Annotated in this window: 20 protein-coding genes; 14 read left to right on the top strand and 6 right to left on the bottom strand. The window is 70.8% G+C overall.

Annotated elements, in window-relative coordinates; translation table 11 throughout:
* Positions 1 to 78: 78 nt before the first annotated feature.
* The 9 genes from OKJ99_RS01440 to OKJ99_RS01400 all read left to right on the top strand — a co-directional run bounded on the left by OKJ99_RS01440 (position 79) and on the right by OKJ99_RS01400 (position 10,025).
* Entirely contained in the window at positions 79 to 903 is an 825-nt protein-coding gene (locus OKJ99_RS01440; protein ID WP_326013767.1) for an enoyl-CoA hydratase/isomerase family protein, read from the top strand.
* A 3-nt stretch (positions 904 to 906) separates the two neighbouring features.
* Positions 907 to 1,908, top strand: coding sequence for an acyl-CoA dehydrogenase family protein (locus OKJ99_RS01435; RefSeq protein WP_326013766.1), 1,002 nt, complete (start codon positions 907 to 909; stop codon positions 1,906 to 1,908).
* Positions 1,905 to 3,077, top strand: coding sequence for an acyl-CoA dehydrogenase family protein (locus tag OKJ99_RS01430; protein ID WP_326013765.1), 1,173 nt, complete (start codon positions 1,905 to 1,907; stop codon positions 3,075 to 3,077). The genes OKJ99_RS01435 and OKJ99_RS01430 overlap by 4 nt, the downstream gene beginning before the upstream one ends.
* Before the next feature lie 12 nt (positions 3,078 to 3,089).
* Complete coding sequence (locus tag OKJ99_RS01425; protein WP_326013764.1) at positions 3,090 to 4,676, top strand: AMP-binding protein; 1,587 nt, start codon at positions 3,090 to 3,092, stop codon at positions 4,674 to 4,676.
* Positions 4,673 to 5,872, top strand: a complete 1,200-nt coding sequence (locus tag OKJ99_RS01420; protein WP_326013763.1) for a CaiB/BaiF CoA transferase family protein — start codon at positions 4,673 to 4,675, stop codon at positions 5,870 to 5,872. Before OKJ99_RS01425 ends, OKJ99_RS01420 begins: the two co-directional genes overlap by 4 nt.
* The gene (locus tag OKJ99_RS01415; protein ID WP_326013762.1) at positions 5,869 to 7,020 is read left to right on the top strand and encodes a thiolase family protein; all 1,152 of its coding nucleotides are present in this window, start codon (positions 5,869 to 5,871) and stop codon (positions 7,018 to 7,020) included. Before OKJ99_RS01420 ends, OKJ99_RS01415 begins: the two co-directional genes overlap by 4 nt.
* 17 nt (positions 7,021 to 7,037) lie before the next feature.
* Positions 7,038 to 8,186, top strand: coding sequence for an acyl-CoA dehydrogenase family protein (locus OKJ99_RS01410; protein ID WP_326013761.1), 1,149 nt, complete (start codon positions 7,038 to 7,040; stop codon positions 8,184 to 8,186).
* Between the two features lie 13 nt (positions 8,187 to 8,199).
* The gene (locus tag OKJ99_RS01405) at positions 8,200 to 8,985 is read left to right on the top strand and encodes an SDR family NAD(P)-dependent oxidoreductase (RefSeq protein WP_326013760.1); all 786 of its coding nucleotides are present in this window, start codon (positions 8,200 to 8,202) and stop codon (positions 8,983 to 8,985) included.
* 212 nt (positions 8,986 to 9,197) lie between these two features.
* Positions 9,198 to 10,025 carry a phosphotransferase enzyme family protein gene (locus tag OKJ99_RS01400; RefSeq protein ID WP_326013759.1) on the top strand — a complete coding sequence of 276 codons (828 nt, stop codon included), beginning with the start codon at positions 9,198 to 9,200 and terminating at the stop codon, positions 10,023 to 10,025.
* Here OKJ99_RS01400 and OKJ99_RS01395 read toward each other — a convergent pair whose 3' ends face one another.
* Genes OKJ99_RS01395 through OKJ99_RS01380 form a run of 4 tightly spaced genes read right to left on the bottom strand, consistent with a single transcriptional unit; the run spans position 10,026 to position 13,954 of the window.
* Positions 10,026 to 10,433 (bottom strand): hypothetical protein, encoded by a 408-nt coding sequence (locus OKJ99_RS01395; RefSeq protein WP_326013758.1) that lies wholly within the window; start codon positions 10,431 to 10,433, stop codon positions 10,026 to 10,028.
* On the bottom strand, positions 10,430 to 11,137 hold the full coding sequence (locus tag OKJ99_RS01390; protein ID WP_326013757.1) for an ABC transporter ATP-binding protein: 708 nt from the start codon (positions 11,135 to 11,137) through the stop codon (positions 10,430 to 10,432). The genes OKJ99_RS01395 and OKJ99_RS01390 overlap by 4 nt, the downstream gene beginning before the upstream one ends.
* An 11-nt stretch (positions 11,138 to 11,148) precedes the next feature.
* Positions 11,149 to 11,859 (bottom strand): ABC transporter ATP-binding protein, encoded by a 711-nt coding sequence (locus OKJ99_RS01385; protein WP_326013756.1) that lies wholly within the window; start codon positions 11,857 to 11,859, stop codon positions 11,149 to 11,151.
* Complete coding sequence (locus OKJ99_RS01380; RefSeq protein ID WP_326013755.1) at positions 11,840 to 13,954, bottom strand: branched-chain amino acid ABC transporter permease; 2,115 nt, start codon at positions 13,952 to 13,954, stop codon at positions 11,840 to 11,842. Before OKJ99_RS01380 ends, OKJ99_RS01385 begins: the two co-directional genes overlap by 20 nt.
* Positions 13,955 to 14,091: 137 nt before the next feature.
* Here OKJ99_RS01380 and OKJ99_RS01375 point away from each other — a divergent pair, with 137 nt between their 5' ends.
* The 4 genes from OKJ99_RS01375 to OKJ99_RS01360 are packed head-to-tail and all read left to right on the top strand — an operon-like array spanning position 14,092 to position 17,297.
* Positions 14,092 to 14,544, top strand: a complete 453-nt coding sequence (locus OKJ99_RS01375; protein WP_326013754.1) for a nuclear transport factor 2 family protein — start codon at positions 14,092 to 14,094, stop codon at positions 14,542 to 14,544.
* Between the two features lie 5 nt (positions 14,545 to 14,549).
* Positions 14,550 to 15,659, top strand: a complete 1,110-nt coding sequence (locus OKJ99_RS01370; RefSeq protein ID WP_326013833.1) for an acyl-CoA dehydrogenase family protein — start codon at positions 14,550 to 14,552, stop codon at positions 15,657 to 15,659.
* 8 nt (positions 15,660 to 15,667) lie between these two features.
* Positions 15,668 to 16,477: an acyl-CoA dehydrogenase family protein gene (locus OKJ99_RS01365; RefSeq protein ID WP_326013753.1), complete on the top strand. Its 810-nt coding sequence runs from the start codon at positions 15,668 to 15,670 to the stop codon at positions 16,475 to 16,477.
* A gap of 19 nt (positions 16,478 to 16,496) precedes the next feature.
* The gene (locus OKJ99_RS01360) at positions 16,497 to 17,297 is read left to right on the top strand and encodes an acyl-CoA thioesterase (RefSeq protein ID WP_326013752.1); all 801 of its coding nucleotides are present in this window, start codon (positions 16,497 to 16,499) and stop codon (positions 17,295 to 17,297) included.
* Positions 17,298 to 17,309: 12 nt separating this feature from the next.
* Here the strand turns inward: OKJ99_RS01360 and OKJ99_RS01355 are convergent, their stop codons facing one another.
* Positions 17,310 to 17,924, bottom strand: coding sequence for a TetR/AcrR family transcriptional regulator (locus tag OKJ99_RS01355; protein WP_326013751.1), 615 nt, complete (start codon positions 17,922 to 17,924; stop codon positions 17,310 to 17,312).
* A gap of 124 nt (positions 17,925 to 18,048) precedes the next feature.
* Positions 18,049 to 19,434: an ABC transporter substrate-binding protein gene (locus OKJ99_RS01350; RefSeq protein WP_326013749.1), complete on the bottom strand. Its 1,386-nt coding sequence runs from the start codon at positions 19,432 to 19,434 to the stop codon at positions 18,049 to 18,051.
* A 162-nt stretch (positions 19,435 to 19,596) separates the two neighbouring features.
* On the opposite strand from OKJ99_RS01350, the gene OKJ99_RS01345 reads away from it, so the two are divergent.
* Positions 19,597 to 20,265 carry a TetR/AcrR family transcriptional regulator gene (locus tag OKJ99_RS01345; RefSeq protein ID WP_326013748.1) on the top strand — a complete coding sequence of 223 codons (669 nt, stop codon included), beginning with the start codon at positions 19,597 to 19,599 and terminating at the stop codon, positions 20,263 to 20,265.
* The last annotated feature ends 133 nt before the right edge of the window (positions 20,266 to 20,398 follow it).

The following is a 20,398-nucleotide window of genomic DNA, read 5'->3' as shown; positions in this document are numbered from 1 at the left end:
GGTAAGGTGATTGACACCCACTCGGCGTACCCATAGCGTGATTCGGCGCGCAGGCCGCAGCCGAGCCGAGGAGGTTCCATGGGTTTCACGGGCGATGAGACATCCCCCGTACTGACCGTGACCGCCGAGAAGGACGTTCGCGTCGTCACGCTCAACCGACCCGATCAACTCAACGGCGTGTCCGCCGAGTTGCACCGCCGGCTCGCCGAAGTCTGGGACGAGATCGCCGCGGACGGTGACGCGCGAGCCGTGGTGCTCACTGGTGCCGGGCGGGCGTTCAGTGCCGGTGGGGACTTCGGGCATCTGCTGCGCCACACGAGCGACGCCGAGCTGCGTGAGCGTTCCATCCGACTCGACCGCGCGATCCAGACGGCGATGATCCGCTTCCCGCTTCCGGTGGTCGCCGCCGTCAACGGGCCTGCTGTGGGGCTCGGTTGCTCGCTCGCCCTCGGGTGCGATCTCGTACTGATGGCGGATGACGCGTATCTCGCCGACCCGCATGTGTCCGTCGGGCTCGTCGCCGGGGACGGCGGGGTCACGCTGTGGCCGCTGCTGACCAGCCTGTTGCGAGCCAAGGAGTATCTGTTCACCGGGGATCGCATTCCGGCCGAGAAAGCGGTCGAGTTCGGGCTCGCCAGCCGGGTCGTACCGGCCGCCGAACTCACCGACCAGGCCATGGCATTGGCGCACCGGCTGGCCGCCCAGCCTGCACAGGCGCTGCGCGCGACGAAGGCCGCGCTCGCCGTGGTGGTGGAGCAGATGACGCGCGGCGGCATGGAAGCCGCGCTGATGGCCGAGCAGGCCACCATGACCAGCCCCGACTATCTGCGCATCGTCAGCGCGCTCGCCGAGCGCGGCACAGAGGGTGCCGGGCGCGGCTCGTCCGGCGACCGGACGGAGTGAGCGGTGCAAGCGGAGGAGTTCCGGATGGTCCGCGAGGCGCTGGGCGCCTTCGTCGCCGACCATCGGTGCACGTCGGCCGAGCCGACGACGGCGCAGCGGGCCGCCGCACAGAAGGCGCTCGACGGGCTCGGGCTTGTCGAACTGCGGCGCAGCACACGGCCGTTGGCGACGGCCCAGGAGTGTGCGCTGCTCGCCGAGGACTTCGGCCGGCAGCCGATGACGGCCTCACTTCTGGGAACGGTACTGCTGGCGCCTGAAGTGCTGCGGCTCGTCGAGGCGGGCGGCGGGGACGTGTCGTACGAGGGCGCGCCCACCATCGCGCTCGGCCGCGATCTGCGGTTCGGCGGCGGCAGCGCCGGGGACTACCGCGCCTGGGACACCGAGGGGGCCGACAGCGCGCTGTACGTTGCCGCCGATGGGACCGTACGTTCCCTGGCACTCGGCGATGCGGCGCCCACCACCGACCTGCTGCGTCCCGTCCGCGTGGCCACCACAACGGCGCCACAGGTCGTCGGCCGGCTGGGCCGCGAGCACGTGTGTGCATGGCAGGCCTGGGCGCTGGTCATGGTCAGCAGTGAACTCGTGGGCGCGGCCGCCTCGTTCGTCGAGCAAGCTGCCTCCTATGCGCGCGACCGCGTGCAGTACGGGCGGCCCATCGGCTCCTACCAGGCGGTGCAGCACCTGCTCGCCGATGCCACGGTCGCCGTCGAGGCGTGTGCCAGCGCCACCCGGTACGCCGCCTGGTGTCTCGACCGCGCCGGTCCTGACGCGGCGCTGACCGCCGCCCGCGTCGCCAAGGCCGAGGTGGACGTGTCGGCCCTGGAGGCGGTGTACGCGGGGATGCAGGTGTTCGGTGGGGTCGCGCAGACGTGGGAGCACATCGCGCATCTGTATCTGCGCCGGGTGCGCGTCGGCGCCACGATGCTGACCGGTACGGCCGAGCTGCTGTCCGCGCTCGCCGTGCCGCACTCCCCTGATGCCACCGATCCCACGGAGGCGACGTGATCCACCAGGACCTGCCCCTGGACTTCGGCGACCCGTCGGACCTCACCCGGCTGCGCCGCGAACTGCGTGCCTGGCTCGCCGAGCACCCGCTGCCCGCGCGCCGCCCCGACGAGGAACCGGCCCGCTTCCTGCACCGCTGGCACCGCATGCTGCACTCCGGCGGCTGGGTCGGCCTCGACGTACCCGAGGAGTACGGCGGCCGTGGCCTGACCGCGCTGCACCAGGTTGCGGTGAGCGACGAACTGGGCGCCTCCCGGGCGCCCGGCGTGCCGCGTATCGGCTACCTCGCCCACGCGCTCCTGGAGTTCGCCTCGCACGAGCAGCGGGTCCGACTGCTTCCGCGCATGCTCGCCGGTGACGACGTGTGGTGCCAGGGCTTCAGCGAGCCAGGCGCAGGCTCCGACCTGGCAGGCATGGCGACGTACGCGCGCAGGAGCGAGGATGCGGACCACGATCGCGACCACTACACAGTCAACGGACAGAAGCTGTGGACCAGTTACGCCCAGCACTCCGACTACTGCCTCCTCCTCGCCCGCACCGACCGTGACGCCCCCACCCACAGCTCCATCACCGCGTTCGCGCTGCCGCTCGACCGGGCCGGGGTGACCGTGCGCCCCCTCAAGGCAGCGAACGGGGACGACGAGTTCTGCGAGCTGTTCCTCGACGACGTACGCATCGAGGCCGCCGAGCGGATCGGCGCGGAGGGCGACGGCTGGCGGCTCGCGATGACGACGGTGAACTACGAGCGCAATGCCCTCGACACCGGCCATCTCTCCAAGTACGGGCTGCTGTTGGCGCGACTGCGTCGCGAACTGCACGAGCGTGCGGGCGGAGTTCCCGACGGGCTCGTGTCCTCGGTGGGGCGGTGCGTCGTCGACTACCAAGTGCTCGTCGCGCACGCCCGGCGGCGCACCGCCGAACGCCTCGCGGGCGGCGCGGCCGGGCCCGAGTCGTCGATCGACAAGCTGCTGATGACGCGCGCCGAGCAGCGCCTGTACGAGACCGCTCTGCAGGCCCTGCCCGGTCAACTCACGGACGTGAACGGGGCGGTGTACGGCGAGTACCTGTACTCGCGCGCCGCATCCGTGTACGGCGGTACCTCCCAGATCCAGCGGAACATCATCGCCAAACGGCTGCTGCGGCTGCCATCGGCGTCGGATACTTCGTGAACGGAGCACACGATGCGCTACGACCTGGAGTATCTGAGCATCCCGAACGTCGTCCGCCGGGCCGCCGAAACGTACGGCGATGCGCTCGCGCTCGTCGACGGGGACATCCGGTGGAGCTTCCGCGAGTTGGAACAACAGATGGTCCAGGGCGTGCGTGCCGCGCTCGCCCTCGGCGTCTCCACCGGCGACCGGGTCGGCATCTGCGCCCCGAACCGCGCGGAGTGGATCGTGGCCGCACTTGCCGTGCAGGGCGCGGGCGGCATCGTCGTCCCCCTCAACACCCGCTTCAAGGCCGCCGAACTCGCTTTCATCCTGCGCAAGTCAGGAACGAAGGCACTGTTCGCGGCGCCGTTCCTCGACATCGACTACGTGGCGGAACTGCGACAGCACGAGCCCGAGTTGGACGCCCTGCGCACCACCGTTTCCCTGGCCGCCGAACGCGGAGACGCGGACTACTCATGGAACGAGTTCCTCGCCAAAGGAAAAGGCAAAGGCGAAGACTCCGCGCACGCATCCATCGACCGGATCACACCCGACACCGTCTCCGACATCATGTTCACCTCCGGCACCACCGGCCACCCCAAGGGCGTCGTCCTCACCCACGGGCAGTCCCTGCGTGCCTACGGGTGGATGGCGGAGCAGTACACCTTCCACACCGGCGACGTGTACCTCGTCGTGCCGCCGTTCTTCCACTGCTTCGGCTACAAGGCCGGCTGGCTCGCCTCATTCCTGCACGGCGTGACCGTCGCCCCGATGGCGATGTTCGACGCGGGGCGGGCCCTGGAAATCGTCGAGCAGGAGCGGGTGTCCATCATGCTGGGGCCTCCGACGATCTTCCAGGATCTGCTGGCCGCCCCGGACCGCGCCCGCCGCGACACCTCGTCCCTGCGGATCTCCATGACGGGCGGCACCACCATCCCCGAGCAGCTGATCCACGCGATGAAGGACGAGCTGTCGTTCGACATCGTGATGAGCGCGTACGGGCTCACCGAGGCCTCCGCCCTCGTCACCACCACCCGCCTCGGGGACAGCCCGGCGACCGTGGCCAGCGGCAACGGCCGGCGGATCCCCGACGTGGACGTACGGATCGCCGACGACGCCGGCAAGCCGGTCCCGGCCGGCGGGACGGGCGAGATCCAGGTCCGCGGGTACACCGTCACGAGCGGCTACTGGGACGAACCGGAGGCCACGTCTGCCGCGATCGGCGACGACGGATGGCTGCGCACCGGTGACATCGGCAGCCTGGACGACGAGGGCAATCTGGCGGTCGTCGACCGCAAGAAGGACATGTTCATCGTCGGGGGCTTCAACGCTTACCCGGCCGAAATCGAACGCCTGCTGCTCGACTACGGCCCGGTCGCCGAGGCCGCCGTCATCGGTGTGCCCGACGACCGCCTCGGTGAGGTCGGCTGCGCCTACCTGGTGCTCCGCCCCGGCGAGACGGCCACGGCCGCGGACGTCATCACCTGGTCACGCGCCAACATGGCCAACTTCAAGGTTCCGCGCGACGTCCGCTTCGTCGACCACCTGCCACGCAACGCCAGCCGCAAGGTCCTCAAGCACGAGCTGCGTGACATCTACGACGCGGGCGACGCATGACGGGCCCACTGACCGGTGTCACCGTCGTGTCGGTCGAGCAGGCGGTGTCGGCGCCGCTGTGCACGCGGGCCCTCGGCGACCTGGGCGCCCGCGTCATCAAGGTGGAGGCACCTGGCGGCGACTTCACCCGGTACTACGACGACGTGGTGCACGGCCTCGCCGCCCACTTCGTGTGGGTCAACCGGGGCAAGGAGTCCCTGACGCTCGACCTGAAGTCGGCCCACGGCGCACACGTCCTGCACCGGCTCCTCGACCGGGCCGACGTCTTCGTGTCGAACCTCGCGCCGGGCGCCGCTGCCAAACTGGGCATCTCCGCAAGCGATCTGACGGGGCGCCACCCCGATCTCATCACCATGGAGATCGACGGATACGGTCCCGGTGGCCCGCTCTCCCACAAGCGCGCGTACGACCTTCTCGTGCAGGCCGAGGCGGGGGCCTGCGCGATCACCGGGTTGCCCGGGCAACCGGCGAAGCCGGGGCCCCCGATGGCCGACGTGTGCACCGGCCTCTACGCGGCGCTGTCCATCACGGCGTTGCTCGCCGAGCGTGGACGCGGCGTCGGCTCTGGCTCCCCACCGGGGCCCACCTCCGTCTCGGTCAGCATGTTCGACACCATGACCGAGTTGATGGGCTACGCCCTGACGTACACCCGCCACACCGGCATCGACCAAGAGCCCGTGGGTATGGGCTCCCCCGCCGTCGCCCCCTACGGCGCGTACGACACCGCCGACGGCCACACCGTGGTCCTCGGCACGACCAACGACCGCGAGTGGCAGCGTTACGCCCGCGACCTCCTGGGGCGTCCGGACCTCGCCGACGATCCCGGTCTCGCCACCACCGCCGACCGGGTCGACGCCCGCGAACACCTCGACGCGGAGATCATCCGCTGGTGTGCCGCGCGGACTCTCCACCACATCCAGGCGGCGGCCGACGCAGCGGGTATCGGCAACGCCAAGCTCAACACGCCCCGCGAGGTCCTCGCCCACCCGCAACATGCCGCACGCGACCGCTGGCGCGAGATCGTCACACCGGGCGGACCGACGCTGGCACCGCTGCCGCCACCCGTGTTCGAGGGGCGCGGCGAGGCGCCCATGGGGGGCGTGCCGGCGCCGGGCGAACACACGGACGCGATCCTGCGCGAACTCGGCATCACTGGCGATGAGTTGACCTCCACCATGAAGGAGCGCGAACAGTGACACCCGACCGTCGTGAGGCCGTCATCGTGGAGGCCGTCCGCACCCCCGTCGGCAAGCGGAACGGCTCGCTCGCCGGCATCCACCCCACCGACCTGTCCGCGCACATCCTGACCGAGCTCGTCGCCCGCACCGGCATCGACCCCGCCGACGTCGAGGACGTGATCTGGGGCTGCGTAGGGCAGATCGGCGACCAGTCCGGGAACATCGGGCGCTACGCGGTGCTCGCCGCGGGCTGGCCGGAGACGGTTCCGGCGACGACGGTGAACCGGGCCTGCGGCTCCAGTCAGCAGGCCCTCGACTTCGCCGCGCAGGCCGTGCTGTCCGGCCAGTACGACATGGTGGTGGCGGGCGGAGTCGAGGCGATGAGCCGGGTGCCGCTCGGAGCCGCGCGGACGGACGGGGCGCCGTGGTCGCCGAGCGTCCTGGAGCGCTACGACCACTTCACCTTCAACCAGGGCGAGTCGGCGGAGAGGATCGCCCGCAAGTGGGGCTTCGAGCGGCAGCAGCTGGACGAATACGCTGCCCGCTCCCACGAGTTGGCGGCAGCGGCACAGGACGCGGGAGCCTTCGCTGCCCAGCTCGCCCCGCACCGCGACACCGCGCTCACCGCCGACGAGGGAGTCCGCCGCGGCACGACGCCCGACACACTCTCCCGCCTGAAGCCGTCCTTCGACCCGAGCGGCGTGATCCACGCGGGCAACGCCTCCCAGATCTCCGACGGCGCCGCCGCCCTCCTCGTCACCACACCGGAGCGGGCCCACGAACTCGGGCTCACCCCGCTGGTGCGCTACCGGGCTGGCGCGGTGACGGGCGCCGATCCGATCCTGATGCTGACCGGGCCGATCCCGGCGACCGTGCAGGTGCTGACCCGTGCCGAGCTCACCCTCTCCGACATCGGCGCCTACGAGGTCAACGAGGCCTTCGCGCCCGTGCCACTGGCGTGGCTCGCGGAGACCGGCGCCGATCCGGCCCGCCTCAACCCGCTGGGCGGCGCGATCGCGCTCGGCCACCCGCTCGGCGCGTCCGGCGCGGTCCTGATGACGCGACTGGTCCACCACATGCGGGACCGTGGCATCCGTTACGGCCTGCTGACGATGTGCGAGGGCGGCGGCACCGCCAACGCGACCGTCGTCGAACTCGCCGAATAGCACGAGGGGTTCTCAAGATGCGCCGCGACATCTACACCGCCGACCACGAGGCGTTCCGGGAACTGGTGCGGGACTTCGTCACCCGCGAGGTCGCTCCTTTCTATGAGGAGTGGGAGCGGGCCGGCCGGATGCCGCGCCGGATCTTCGAGCAGCTCGGGGACATCGGCGTGATGGGTCTGGCGATCCCCGAGGAGCATGGCGGCGCAGGCACCGACGACTACCGCTACAACGCCATCCTCCAGGAGGAGACCTCGCGCGCCCTCGTCACCCTGGGCACAGTGCGCACCCAACTCGACGTGATACTTCCCTACTTCCTCGCCTATGCGAACAAGGAGCAGCGCGAACGCTGGTTCCCCGCGCTCGCCGCGGGCCGCCTCCTCACGGCGATCGCCATGACGGAGCCCGGCACCGGCTCCGACCTCGCCGGCATCCGCACCACGGCGGTGCGCGACGGCGACGACTACGTCCTCAACGGGGCGAAGACGTTCATCACGGGTGGCCTGCTGGCCGATCTGGTGATCGTCGTGGCCCGTACGGCGACAGACCCGGACAACCGCCGGGCGGGTCTCACGCTCCTCGTGGTGGAGGACGGCATGCCCGGCTTCACGAAGGGCCGCGAGCTGGACAAGATCGGCATCCGCGTGCAGGACACGGTGGAGCTGGCCTTCGACGACGTACGCGTCCCGGTCGCGAACCGGCTCGGCGAGGAGGGCGAGGCGTTCTCCTACCTGGGCCGGAATCTTCCGCAGGAACGGATGACGGTCGCGGTCGGCTCGGTCGCCCAGTCCCGTGCGGCCCTCGGTACCACGCTGGCGTACGCGAGGGACCGCAAGGTCTTCGGGAGCGTACTGGCCTCGTTCCAGAACACGAAGTTCGAGCTCGCGGCGGTGTCCACGGAGGTGGAGGCGGCGCAGGCGATGCTCGACCGGGCGATCGTGGAGCTGGTGGAGGGCCGCCTCTCGGGCGCGGACGCGGCGCGGGTGAAGCTGTTCTGCACGGAGGTGCAGGCCCGCTGCGTGGACCGATGCCTTCAACTCTTCGGCGGTTACGGCTATATACGCGAGTACCCGATAGCCCGGTTGTACGCGGACGCGCGCATCACGCGGATCTACGCGGGTACCAGCGAGGTCATGAAGGTGATCATCGCTAAGTCGCTGAACCTGTAAGGGAGTTGACGAGTTGACGGACGACGACAACCAGGACTTCGGTGGCCGCAAGGGCGCCGCACTCGTCGCGGGCGGCACCGGCGGCATCGGCGCGGCGATCGTCCGCACGCTGGCCCGGCGCGGCAGCGCGGTGCTGTTCACGTACCGCGCGAGCGAGAAGTCCGCCGAGGCCCTCACCGCCGAACTCCGCGCGGAGGGCGCCCAGGTGGAGTCCGTGCGGGCGGATCTGACGGACGAGGACGAGGCGGCCGCGGCGATCCGCTCGGCGGTGGACCGGTTCGGCGCGCTGCACACGCTCGTCTACGCGGCGGGCCCGCACGTCCCGATGGTGCACCTGAGCCGGGTACCGCCGTCCCAGTACCGGCAACAGCTGCACGCCGACACCCTGGCCTTCTACAACCTGATCCACCCGGCACTCGACGCCCTGCGCGCGAGCGCCGGCAGCGTCGTCGCGGTCACCACCGCGGCCACCCAGCGCTACCCCGTCCGCGACGGCCTTTCCTCGGGCACGAAGGGCGCGGTGGAGGCGGTGGTCCGGGCGCTCGCGGCCGAGGAGGGCCGCTACGGGGTCCGCTTCAACTGCGTGGGCCCCGGCATGCTCACGGACGGCATCGCCGCCCGCCTCATCGAGGACGGCGAACTCGACGACGCCGCACTCCAGGTGACCCGCCGCAACATCCCCCTGCGCCGCTTCGGCAACGCCCAGGACATCGCGGAAGCGGTGACCTTCCTGGCGTCGGACCGGGCCGGGTTCATCACGGGGCAGCACCTGGCAGTGGACGGTGGCTACACCGTCTGAAACCCGGATGCGCTGCCCCGCACGCCACCCGCATACTCTCCGCATGCGCTCGCACTCCGTTCCAGCACCTGAGGACTCCGTCCCCGGCGGGCGCATGGTGTTCAGGCCACGACGTTTGGTGTGCGGCGGTTGCGGACTGTCCCGGACATGGGACCGGCGTTGTGTGAAGAACCGTGACGAGGTGCTACGGGCTGTCGGCCGGATCCATGCTCATGCGGGCGTCTGAAGCCTCCCGCGCGGTGGGCGCGGCCCGGTTCGTCTCGTCGCCGCTGGGGCTGATCGTCCACGACGTGATGGTTCTGCACAACTCGAACAAGCTCACCCTGCGGCTGCTGCCATGTGACGTGCTGGCCCGTGTCGCGCCGGTCGACGATCAGATCGCGGAGTTCGAGGTCGGGCTGGCGCAGCGGCTTGCCGAGGCCGGGTGTCCGGTGGCCGCGCTTGACCCTCGGGGGGAGGCGCGCGTCCACGAGCGGGATGGGTTCGTGGTCACGTTGTGGACCTACTACGAGTCCGTGGCAACCCACGACATGGCGCCGGACGACTACGCCCTCGCTCTCGCGCGGCTGCACTCCGGCATGCGCAAGGTCGATGCCGAGACTCCGCACTTCACAGAACGTGTCGCGCACGCGCAACGGCTGTTGGCGGATCGCGAACGCACCCCGGACCTCTCCGACGTGGACCGGGAGCTGCTCCGCGATGCGTTGCGACGGTCGGTGCGGACGATCGGCGAGCGCGGTGGCGGCGAGCAGTTGCTGCACGGTGAGCCGCATCCCGGCAACGTACTCGCCACCCGGTGCGGGCCGGTCTTCATCGACCTGGAGACCTGTTGTCGAGGACCCGTCGAGCTCGACCTCGCCCATGCGCCCGAGGACGTCGCCGTGCACTACCCGGGTGTCGATCAGGAGTTGCTGCGGGCGTGCCGGATCCTCGTGCTGGCCGTCGTCACGACCTGGCGCTGGGATCGGTACGACCAGTACCCGCGCGGTCGCGCCATGGGCCTGGACTGGCTCGGCCGGATCCGCGCGGCGCTCGGCTGATCACGGGCGCGGCGCTGCGACCTCCGTGCCGTCCACGGCAAGGCGTTCCCTCGACACGTCCGCTGTCGTCCGCTCCCCCAGCATCGACAGGTCGTAGGACTGCCGCGCCAGCCAGAACCGCAAGAAGCCGGTGAGCGAGTACCGCAGGTACACCGCGCCGCCCACCACCGCGCACACCACACCGGTGAGGCCGATGGCGAGCGCGTCGCGTTGGGCGAGCGGGTCGTCGGTGGCATGGGTGAGGGGGAAGGTGAGCACGCCCAGGACGAGGCCCACCAGGAGGAGCGCACCGCCCGCCCGCAGCCACAGGCCGTTGCGGGCGGTGGCCGGGTCGGGGATCTTGAGTGCGGCGAGGTCCCGGGCGAAGCGGTCGGAGCGGTCGGTGGTGTGGTCCGGCTGAGCTGTCATGCGGCGCTCCCGAGGTAGTAGGAGGACAGTTCGGCGTGCAGGGAGCTGTCGGGGTGTCCCTGCCATTGGACGCTGCCGCGTACGACGACGGCCGCGTGGTCGGCGATCTTGAGGACTGCGGTGGCGAACTGCTCGACCACGAGGACGGCCACACCCCTGCGGGCCAGCTCCGCGACGTGTTCGTACAGTTCGCCGACCACCATCGGCGCGAGGCCCATGGACAGTTCGTCCAGGAGGAGGACCGCGGGGTCGGTGGCGAGTCCCCGGGCCAGGGCGAGCATCTGCTGTTCCCCGCCCGAGAGGGTGCCGGCCGCCTGACGGTGTCGGTCGCCGAGGACCGGGAAGCGCTCGTACGCGATTTCCTCGATCTCCGGCAGGGCGCGGCCGGTGAAGGTCATCATGCGGAGGTTGTCGCGCACGGAGAGGTTGGGGAAGATGCCGCGGCCCTCGGGGATGAGGCAGACCCCGGCCCGGGCCAGATCGCGCGGGTGCGCCCCACTGACATCGCGGCCGCCGAGCAGCAGGCACCCCGCGCTGGGGCGGTGGGCGCCCGCCGCGATGTTGAGGGTGGTGGTCTTGCCGGCGCCGTTGGGACCGAGCAGCGCAACGACCTGGCCCGCCGTCACCTTGAGGTCGATGCCGTGCAGCACGGTGATGCGGTCGTAGGCGGCGCACACGCCGCGCAGTTCGAGCAAGGGGTCCATCGCCATCACCTTCATGCCTCTCCCAGGTAGGCGGCCAGGACCGTCTGGTCCTGCTGGATGTCGGCGGGCGGGCCGCAGGCGACGATCCTGCCGAGGTCGAGGACGTACACCTGGTCGCAGACGCTCATCACCAGGCCCATGTCGTGCTCGACGAGGACGACCGCGCAGCCCTCGGCGGCGACGTCGCGCAGCAGGGCGGCGAAGCGGCGGGTCTCGTCGGCGTCCTGTCCTGCGGCGGGTTCGTCGAGGAGGAGGACGCGGGGGCGGCCCGCGAGGGCCCGGCCGACCTCCAGGAGGCGGGCGGCGCCGGTGGGCAGCGCGTCGGCGGCGGTGTCGGCGTCGGCGGTGAGGCCGATGCGTTGCAGGATGCCGTCGGCGGTGCGGGCCGAATTCCGGCCGCGGGCGCCGAGTTCCGCGGCGACGAGCAGGTTGTCGCGGACGGTGAGGCGGCCGAAGAGTTCCAGGCGCTGGAAGGTGCGGGCCATGCCGCGCCGGGCGCGCTGGGCGGGGGTGGCGCGGGTGATGTCGTGCCCGTCGAGGGTGACCGTGCCTGACTGGGGCCTGCGCAGGCCGGAGACGACGTCGAAGAGCGTCGACTTTCCCGCGCCGTTGGGGCCGATGAGGCCCGTGATGCGGCCGGCCTCGGCCTCGAATCCTGCCTCGTCCAGGGCACGGTTGCCGCCGAAGACGACGGTGACTCCGTCAGTTCGTAGCGATGCCACGCGCGATCACCTCCCGGTCCTCGGGCCGCCAGGGGCGGCGTATCCCCCACCACTCGACGGGGTCGGGCGGCAGGTGTGGCCCGGACTGCCGTGCTGTGGCCCACATGCGCAGGGCCGTCGATGCCACGATCAGCGTGACGAGGAAGACCGCGCCGCCGACCTGGTCGGTTCCGTACAGGAGCCACAGCAGCCCGATGACCGCTCCGGTGACGGGGAACAGCACGCGGTCGCGCACCAGTGGCAGCCACTCGGCCCGCAGGCGAGGCACAATGCCGCCGGGGCTGTGCGCGAGGCCCATTCCGGCGAGGGCGATGAGGAGCGTCGACGCGTCGTGGGCCCAGTCGCCGAAGTGGCTGAGCAGTTGGGGCGGGGCGACGTAGGACAGGCCGGTGAACAGGCCGGTGCCGACCGCGCCGAGGCCCCCGATGACGGCGATCAGGAAGATGGGCAGATTCGCTACGAGGTTGAACTGCTCTGCGGTGACGGTGCGTTGGACCATCCCGTAGAGGGCTCCGCCCAGTCCGGCGAGCGCGGCGGACAGCGCGAACACGGCGACCTTCGCGCCGAGCGGCCTCCCGCCGAGCGTCGCGTAGGCGGCCTCGCTGTCGCGCAGCGCGATGAGCGCGCGCCCGAACCTGCCACGCCGCAGCCAGGCCACGGCGAGCGAGGCCAGCGCCAGCAACACGGCGGAGAACAGCAGGAGTTCACGCTCGGAGGTCAGCTGCCAGCCCAGCAGGTTCGGGCCGTGCACCTCGACCGACCCCTGGTCGAACAGGGCGATGCGGACGCCGAGGAGCTCGAAGGAGGGCAGCGTGAACACCCATCGGTCCAGCACCACCGCGAACGCCGCCGTGCCCAGGGCCAGATAGATGCCGGACAGGCGCAGCGCCGGTATCGCGATGAGCGCGCCGACCGCGGCCGCGACGAGCACCGCCACCGGGAGCGCCCACAACTGACCCTGCCCGCCCAGGTGTCCCCAGACGATCGCGCCGATCCCGGCGATACTCAGCTGGCACAGCGAGATCTGCCCCGCGTATCCGGCCAGCGGCACGTACGAGAGGGCGACGACACCGAGCGCGAACAGCGGCCCGTACGAGATGAGGCCCTCGCTGTCGAGGACGGTCGCCAGGAACACGGCGAACAGCAGCACGCACCCGGCGAAGACGAGCGTGCCGCGCACGGTCGGCAGCGGCACCTGCACGAGGCGGCGTTCACGGCCGCGCAGGCGCCGGTGTGGGAAGACGATCAGGGCGAGGAAGAGCAGCAGGGCGGGGGCGGCGAGGCGCAGGCCCGGCAGGTAGTCGTTCTGCGGCAGATACCCGGTGAGGAAGCTCTCCAGGCAGCCGACGACGAGCGCGCCGAGGAAAGTGAGCGGCAGACTGCGCAGGCGGCCGAAGACGGCGGCGGTGTACGCGGAGACGATGAGGAGAGAGAGCTGCTGGGCGTCGAGGGCGACGGTGGGTGCGATCAGGATGCCGCCGATGGCCGCGAGTTGGGTGCCGAGCACCCAGGCGAGCCGGGCGGCACGTTGTGGTGAGGCCCCGGTGAGTCCGGCGAGCGCGCGGTCGTCGACGCAGGCCCGCATCTCGGTGCCGGCGCGGGTGCGGCCGAGCAGGAACCACAGCCCCAGGGCGACGAGTACGGCGACCGCGAGGGTGAGTGCCTGGTGCCAGGTGATAGCGGCAGGCCCCAGGTCGATCGCCGGTGAGTCGGCGAAGAAGGGACGCAGCGGGCGGGCGGCGCTGGGGTCCCAGATCCAGCGGGCCATCGAGATGCAGCCGGTGAGCAGGGCCACGGCCATCACGAGCCGCTCCGCCTCGCCGAGCGACTGCACGGGACGCATCAGGACCCGCTCGACGAGCAGCCCGAAACCGGGTGCGAGGACGAGGAGTACGAAGGCCAGGGCGAGCGGCACCGGCCAGCCCCAGCCGAAGGCCAATTGCCAGTAGGCGAACGCGGAGAGCATGCCGGCCGCGCCGTGCGCGAAGTTGAAGACTCCCGCGGTCGTGTACGTCAGGACGAGGCCGCTGCCGACGATGGCGTAGATGGCGGCGGTGGTCAGTCCGACGACGCCGAAGGTGAGGAACTGTTCCACGAGTTTTCCTCCCCGGCCCTCTCCATTGGCTGGGCCTAGGGGTGGAAACTAGCTTCTCACTGTCGGAGAATCAACCATCCGGACATGAGATCGCACCTGTCCATTCGACATCCTCAACGAGGAAGGCAGGCACCCCGTTGACCACAAGCCACCCGACCCCCGACCCGCGTCGCAGGTATGACGACCTCGCCGACATCCAGCAGATGCTCGCCCGCTACGCCGTGGCGATGGCGCAGGGCGACACGGACCGTGTCCTGGCCGTCTTCACCCCGGACGGCAGCTACAGCGCGTTCGGCGACACCTATCCGCTCGACGACTTCCCCGAACTGATCGCGGCCGCCCCACAGGGCCTGTTCATGACGGGCACGCCGGTCGTGGAGTTCGCCGACGACGGCCAGAGCGCCACCGGCACCCAGCCCCTGTGCTTCGTGGAGCACTCACGGCACGACATGCGCATCGGCTACTACAACGACACCTACCGGCGCACCTCGGACGGCTGGCGGCTGCACACCCGCGCCATGACGTTCATCCGCCGCAGCGGCGCCCACGACTCGGGCCGCCCGCACGCCTTCGAGCGGACGCGGACGTGACCTCCATGGACACCGCCACGTTCCGTGCGGGGTTGCGTGCGTGGCTGGACGAGCACGACCTGGCCCCCGACCCGACGGCGGACTCCCTCGACGCGGATGTCGCACAACTGGGCCGAGTGCGACATGAATTGTGGGAGGCAGGCTGGATGCGGCACGGCTGGCCGAAGGCGGTGGGCGGGGTCGGCGGTCCGAGTGCGCTGCGGGCCGTGCTCGGCGAGGAGGTCGCCACCCGAGGCCTCGCCGAGCCAGGCCTGTACTCCATGGTCGAGGTCCTCGTGCCCACGCTGCTCTCGTACGCGCCGCCCGCGCTGGCCGCCGACATGGTGCCGCGATTGCTCGACGGCCGGGAACAGTGGTGCCAGGGCTTCTCCGAGCCGGGCTCCGGCAGCGATCTGGCGTCCCTGACAACGAAGGCCGTACGTGCCGAAGACGGCGACGGCTGGGTGATCAGGGGGCAGAAGGTGTGGACGAGCCTCGCCCAGTACGCGGCCCGCTGCGTGCTGCTCGCCCGGACCGGGCCCGACCCCGGGCACGCCGGCATCAGCGCGTTCTTCCTCGACATGGACTCGCCCGGCATCACCGTCAGGCCGCTGCGCACGATGCACGGCGTGGACGAGTTCGCGGAGGTGTTCCTCGACGACGTACGCGTGCCGGGTGACCGGATGCTCGGTGCGGTGGGCGACGGCTGGAAGCTGGCCATGGACCTGCTGCCGCACGAGCGCTCCACATGCTTCTGGCACCGGGTCGCCCACCTCTACACCCGCCTCGACCGGCTCGTCGACCAGATGTCGGCGCCGGAGGACGAGGCGGCGGCGCTCGGCGAGGCATATCTGACGCTGCACACGGTGCGCTGCCGCTCCCACGCCACGCAGGCACGGCTCGCGGCGGGCGGCCGGCTCGGCCCGGAGACCTCCGTCGACAAGATCCTCCTCGCCACCGCTGAGCAGCACCTCTACGACACGGCGCGGGACCTGCTGCCGGGAGCCGTGGAGCTGACGGATCCGGCCTGGCGCACCGAGTACCTCTACTCGCGGGCCGCCACCATCTACGGCGGCACCGGCGAGGTCCAGCGCAACATCGTGGCCCGACGGCTGCTCGACCTCGGCAAGGAGTGATCGTCAACGTGACCGGCACCATGGACGACAGCGAACGAGAACTGCTGGAAGAGGCCCTCCGCAAGACGATGACGGCGCCGGCGGACGAGCGAGGGCCGCTCGACGGCGCACTCACCGGCCTGGGCTGGCCCGAGATGCTCGCCGAGACCCCGGCCGACGCGATCCGCACCGTCTTCCGCCTCCTCGGCGAGACCGGCGCCCACGCACCGGTCCTCAACGACGTGCTGCTGCACGAAGCGGGAGCGCCACCGAGCGGCACGGTGCCGATGCCGTACGCGGGCGGACTGTGGGTGCGCTGGGAGCGGAACGCGGCCGAGACGGAGCCGGTCGGCATCGACCCGGACCTCCCAGTGCGGGTACTGCCCGAGCCCGGCGCCCCCGTGCCGCTCGCCCTCGGCCGTCAGGCCCTCGGCTGGTGGCTCGTCGGCACCGGACACGCGATGCTGACGCTGGCCCGCCAACACCTGCTGGACCGACACCAGTTCGGCCGCCCACTGGCAGCCTTCCAGGCCCTGCGGCACAAACTGGCCGAGACACTGGTGGCCCTGGAGGGCGCGGAGGCCACCCTGCTCGCCGCCGACGGCGACCTCAGCTCTCTCCTCGCCAAGGCGGCCTCCGGCCGGGCCGCTCTCACCTCCGCCCGCCACTGCCAGCAAACCCTCGGTGGCACCGGCTTCACGGCCGAACACGACCTCCACCGGCACGTGAAACGCGCCCTGGCCCTCGACGGGCTGCTCGGCAGCGCCCGCGAACTCACCCGCGAGGCAGGCCGATTGATTGCCACACGGGACAAGGCCCCCCGTCTCATACACCTGTAGGCACCTGGAGGAGCCCCGCATGACCGACCTATGGAACGACCTGCTCCACTGCCTCGTCCCCAAGCCCCTCGGGCAGGGCGTGTACGAGGCGCCCTCCCAACAGCTCGCGTACCACCGCCTGTTCGGCGGGCAGCTCCTCGCGCAGACCGCGCGCGTCGCCGAACTGACCTGCCCGGGCAAGGCCGTGAAGTCCCTGCACGTCCTGTTCCCGCGCGAGGGCAAGGGCGGGCAGCCCGTGCGCTACGAGACGGACTGCGTGCAGCAGGGCCGGACCTACGGGGCCGTGCAGATCCAGGCGCGGCAGGAGCACGGGGTCGTCGCCGTGGCAACGGTCAGCCTGCACACGTGGGAGGGCGGTCCTCAGCGGCAGACCATGGAGGCGGCGGGCGCACTGCCGGGCGAGGAGCGACGGATCGACCTGGAGCTGCTGCCGTGGGAGACCCGCGCCGCCACCGACCTGGACTCCTCCGACAGCGAGACACCCGCCTACGAGCTGTGGACGCGTACCCCGCCGGTGACCGCCGAGCTCGGCCCCGCACTACTCGCCTACGCCACCGACCTCACCCTCATCGGGACGGCGCTGCGCCCGGTCTCCGGTGTCACCCAGCACGACGCGGGCCGCGCCTTCGCCTCCGCCGTGACCTCGCACTCCCTCTGGTTCCACCAGCCGGTGCGCGCCGACACCTGGCTGCTGCTGCGCCAGCACAGCCCGCTCGCGGCGCACGGGCGCTGCCACGGTCGGGGCGATGTCCTCACGCAGCAGGGCGAGTTGGTGGCGTCGTACGCGCAGGACGCGCTGCTGCGGTTCGCGCCGCAGTAGCAAGGAGAGCGATCACCCGGCCTGCACGGAAGCGGGCCGGGTGTCCGGCGGTCTCTCCCCCGCCGGCTGAGCCCCCAGCAACAGCACCGTCATCGTCTCCCGCACGGTGTCCTGGTAGCGCTCGTCGTCGCTGTCGACCATCCACTGCTGCTGCATGCCCTCAAAGAGGGCCATCAGGGCGGTGGCCGCGGTGCGGGGTGTGAGGCCGCTGGGCAGGTGTTCGCCGAAGCGGCCGGTGAAGCCTTCGGTGAGCATGTCGATCAGTTCGCGGTAGCGCTCGCGGGCGAAGCCGCGGGCCGGCTCCTGGCCCGTGACCGCCTCCGCCATCACCACGCTGTGCACCTGCGCGAGGGACGGGATGCCCTGGTCGAAGGCGAGCGCCTCCGCGAGCCTGGACGGCATGTCCGGGTCGTTCCAGTCGGACCGCACATGCTGCCGGTTGAGGTCCTCGCGCAGACGCATCATGGCGAACAAGAGGCGCTTCTTGCTGGGGTAGTAGTGCAGCACGCCCTGCCGGGTCAGGCCCGCGCGCTCCGCGACGGCGTCGATGGACGCGCCCCGGTAGCCGCGCTCGGCGAACACCCCCAGCGCCGCCTCGAGTATCTCCTCATGCCGCGCCGAGGCCATGGGCCCACCCGCCCTCTCCGCTCTCCGTTGTCCGGTAGCGAACCGTTCGCGCTGCTCACCCTACGTACGGTCGGCGCGCTGCGGGAGAGGGCGGGAGCCCGCGATCAGCGGAGGTCGGCGCCGGTCACTTCACGTCGGACATCGACTTACCGACGTCGGCGAGCGTAGCGGGCTCGACGTACTTGCCCCGGTACTTCACGGCGGGCGCGTCACAGCGGTAGGAGCCCTTGTCCGGCTTGAAGTCGGCCGGCTTCCAGCCCTCGGGGGTCGCCTCGACGATGGAGTAGCACGTGTCGGGGGTCTGCAGCTTGGACAGGTCGAAGGGGGCCTGGATGCCGCCGGCCGTCCAGCCGGTGTTCTTCGTGGCGTTCTCGTGGACGCAGGTGCGGGTCAGTTCGGCGCAGTCGCGGGCCGAGGTGGCGAACAGCAGCCAGGAGGCGAAGGCGCGCAGCGACAGATAACTGACCTTCGCGTCGGGAGCGTACTTGGCGTACAGCTGTTTGATCTTGTCCGTGGTGGGCGACGACGTCTCCAGGGGCGCCGTGGCGAACAGTTCGGCGTAGTTGTGCTGGGTCTTCAGGGCGGACCCGGCGAGCTTCACGAAGGGGTCGCCGTAGGAGTTGCTGTTGGAGTCGATCCAGTCGGGCGCGTAGCCGAGGCTGGTCAGTGACTGTTCCAGCTTGGCGAGGGAGCTGAAGTCGCCCAGGAAGACGAGGCCCTTGACCTTCTTGTTCTTGATGGACTGGGCGTACGGGGTCCAGTCCGATACACCGGTCGCCGGGTACAGCTCGGTGTAGGAGACCTTGCCGCCGAGCTGGGCGATGGACTCCTTGAACTGCGCCGTCATCATCTTGGTGACCGGGCTGTCGCCGGAAATGATGCCGACACTCTTGGCGGACGACGGGTACTTCTCGTCGATCAGCCACTTGTAGAGGCCGGCGTACTGGAAGTAGTCCGCGTACGGTCCCGAGCCCACCACCTGAAGGTCGGAGCCGATGGCGGGCGGCAGGCTCGACTGGGCGGCGAAGTTGGGGAGCAGGCACTTGAGCCGGTCCTTGACGCCGAGCCCGTCGAGCGCGGCGGCCCCGCCGACCAGCGCGAAGTCCTCTTTGCAAGCCTGCTGCATGCGCTGGCGGACTTCGAGGAGCTTCGCGTCGTGGGTGACGGGAGTGAGCTTGCGGCCGTTGATCCCGCCATTGTCGTTGCACCAGGACGTGAACACCTTGGCGGCGTCGACGAAGTCGGGGGTCTTGTTGAAACCTACGTCCGTGAAGACCCCGGTCTTGATGTCCTTCGCCGTGACGCCCTGCGTGCTGCCGTCCTTGGTCTCGCCCTTGCCGCACACATCCTTGAGCGTCCCGAAGTCGGCACCGCCTGCGGCCGCGGCCGAGGCACTGGCCTTGGCGGGCTCCTTGTCCTCGGTGCCGGCGTTCTTCGAGTCCGAGCGGGTGGAGCATCCGGCCAGCAGCACCGCGAGCACGGTGACCACGCCGATGAGTAGCCTTCGCAACGGTCCTCCCCAGGGGGCGTACCTCGATTGCGGCGGAAACTACATTCTCTATTGAGGCGAAGCAACGTTCCGGACAGGAGAATCTTGTCCAGCATTCGTGCGGTGGGCGATTCGGTAGGGCGATGCCCCACGCTTTTCACGGACGCGGAGTATCGTTCTGCCATGAACGCCGTCCCCGCCGAACCCGCTCCGCCCGCCTGGCGTCAACGCGCCGTCGAGCGATCCACCCGTGCCGCCAAGCTCCGCGCCGAGGAGCGCATCCAGCGCTTCCTGGACGCCGCCCAGGAGTTGATGGGCGAGAAGGGCACCACCGACTTCACCGTGCAGGAGGTCGTCGAGCGCTCGAAGCAGTCGCTGCGCAGCTTCTACCAGCACTTCGACGGCAAGCACGAGCTGCTGCTCGCACTCTTCGAGGACGCCCTGTCGCGGTCCGCCGACGAGATCCGCACGGCGACCGCCGCCAAGAAGAAGCCGCTGGAGCGGCTGCGGGTCGCGGTGGACCTGCTTTACAAGAGCTCGCAGCCGCGCCCGAACCAGCAGAGCCCGCTGTTCACCGACTTCGCGATGCAGCTGCTCGCCACCCACCCCGCCCAAGTGGCCACCGCGCACGTGCCGTTGCTCGACGTGTTCACCGACCTCGTCGAGCAAGCCGTCGAGTCGGGCGACGCGCACGCCGCCAAGCCGCGCCGGGTCGCCGCGCTCGTGATGCAGACCGCGATGTTCACGGCGCAGACCCCCGGCGTCCCGACGGGCAGCAAGTCGACCCCCGTCTCCTCGAAGGAGGTCTGGGAGTTCTGCCTGGGCGGGCTGGCGGGAGCCGGCGGCAAGTAGTCCGGTCACAAGCGCCGCCCCTGCGGGCACGCTGGGGCGATGACCGAATTCCCTGTGCCCGGCGGCTTCATCAGTGCCGTCGTAAGGGTCGGGGACACGGTGCGCCGGGCCGCCTCCTCGGAGTTCACGCATG

It is taken from the genome of Streptomyces endophyticus, from assembly GCF_035798155.1.
In the GTDB taxonomy this organism is placed as follows: Bacteria; Actinomycetota; Actinomycetes; order Streptomycetales; family Streptomycetaceae; genus Streptomyces; species Streptomyces endophyticus.
Note: the sequence above shows the minus strand (reverse complement) of the source record. Positions and strands in the feature narration are given on the sequence as shown.

What these genes read in the sequence shown, in the direction of transcription:
- OKJ99_RS01440 (WP_326013767.1), top strand. Translation starts at nt 79, where the DNA reads ATGGGTTTCACGGGCGATGAGACATCCCCCGTACTGACCGTGACCGCC.
- OKJ99_RS01425 (WP_326013764.1), top strand. Translation starts at nt 3,090, where the DNA reads ATGCGCTACGACCTGGAGTATCTGAGCATCCCGAACGTCGTCCGCCGG.
- OKJ99_RS01420 (WP_326013763.1), top strand. Translation starts at nt 4,673, where the DNA reads ATGACGGGCCCACTGACCGGTGTCACCGTCGTGTCGGTCGAGCAGGCG.
- OKJ99_RS01410 (WP_326013761.1), top strand. Translation starts at nt 7,038, where the DNA reads ATGCGCCGCGACATCTACACCGCCGACCACGAGGCGTTCCGGGAACTG.
- OKJ99_RS01400 (WP_326013759.1), top strand. Translation starts at nt 9,198, where the DNA reads ATGCGGGCGTCTGAAGCCTCCCGCGCGGTGGGCGCGGCCCGGTTCGTC.
- OKJ99_RS01395 (WP_326013758.1), bottom strand. Translation starts at nt 10,433, where the DNA reads ATGACAGCTCAGCCGGACCACACCACCGACCGCTCCGACCGCTTCGCC.
- OKJ99_RS01390 (WP_326013757.1), bottom strand. Translation starts at nt 11,137, where the DNA reads ATGGACCCCTTGCTCGAACTGCGCGGCGTGTGCGCCGCCTACGACCGC.
- OKJ99_RS01370 (WP_326013833.1), top strand. Translation starts at nt 14,550, where the DNA reads ATGGACACCGCCACGTTCCGTGCGGGGTTGCGTGCGTGGCTGGACGAG.
- OKJ99_RS01360 (WP_326013752.1), top strand. Translation starts at nt 16,497, where the DNA reads ATGACCGACCTATGGAACGACCTGCTCCACTGCCTCGTCCCCAAGCCC.
- OKJ99_RS01355 (WP_326013751.1), bottom strand. Translation starts at nt 17,924, where the DNA reads ATGGCCTCGGCGCGGCATGAGGAGATACTCGAGGCGGCGCTGGGGGTG.
- OKJ99_RS01345 (WP_326013748.1), top strand. Translation starts at nt 19,597, where the DNA reads ATGAACGCCGTCCCCGCCGAACCCGCTCCGCCCGCCTGGCGTCAACGC.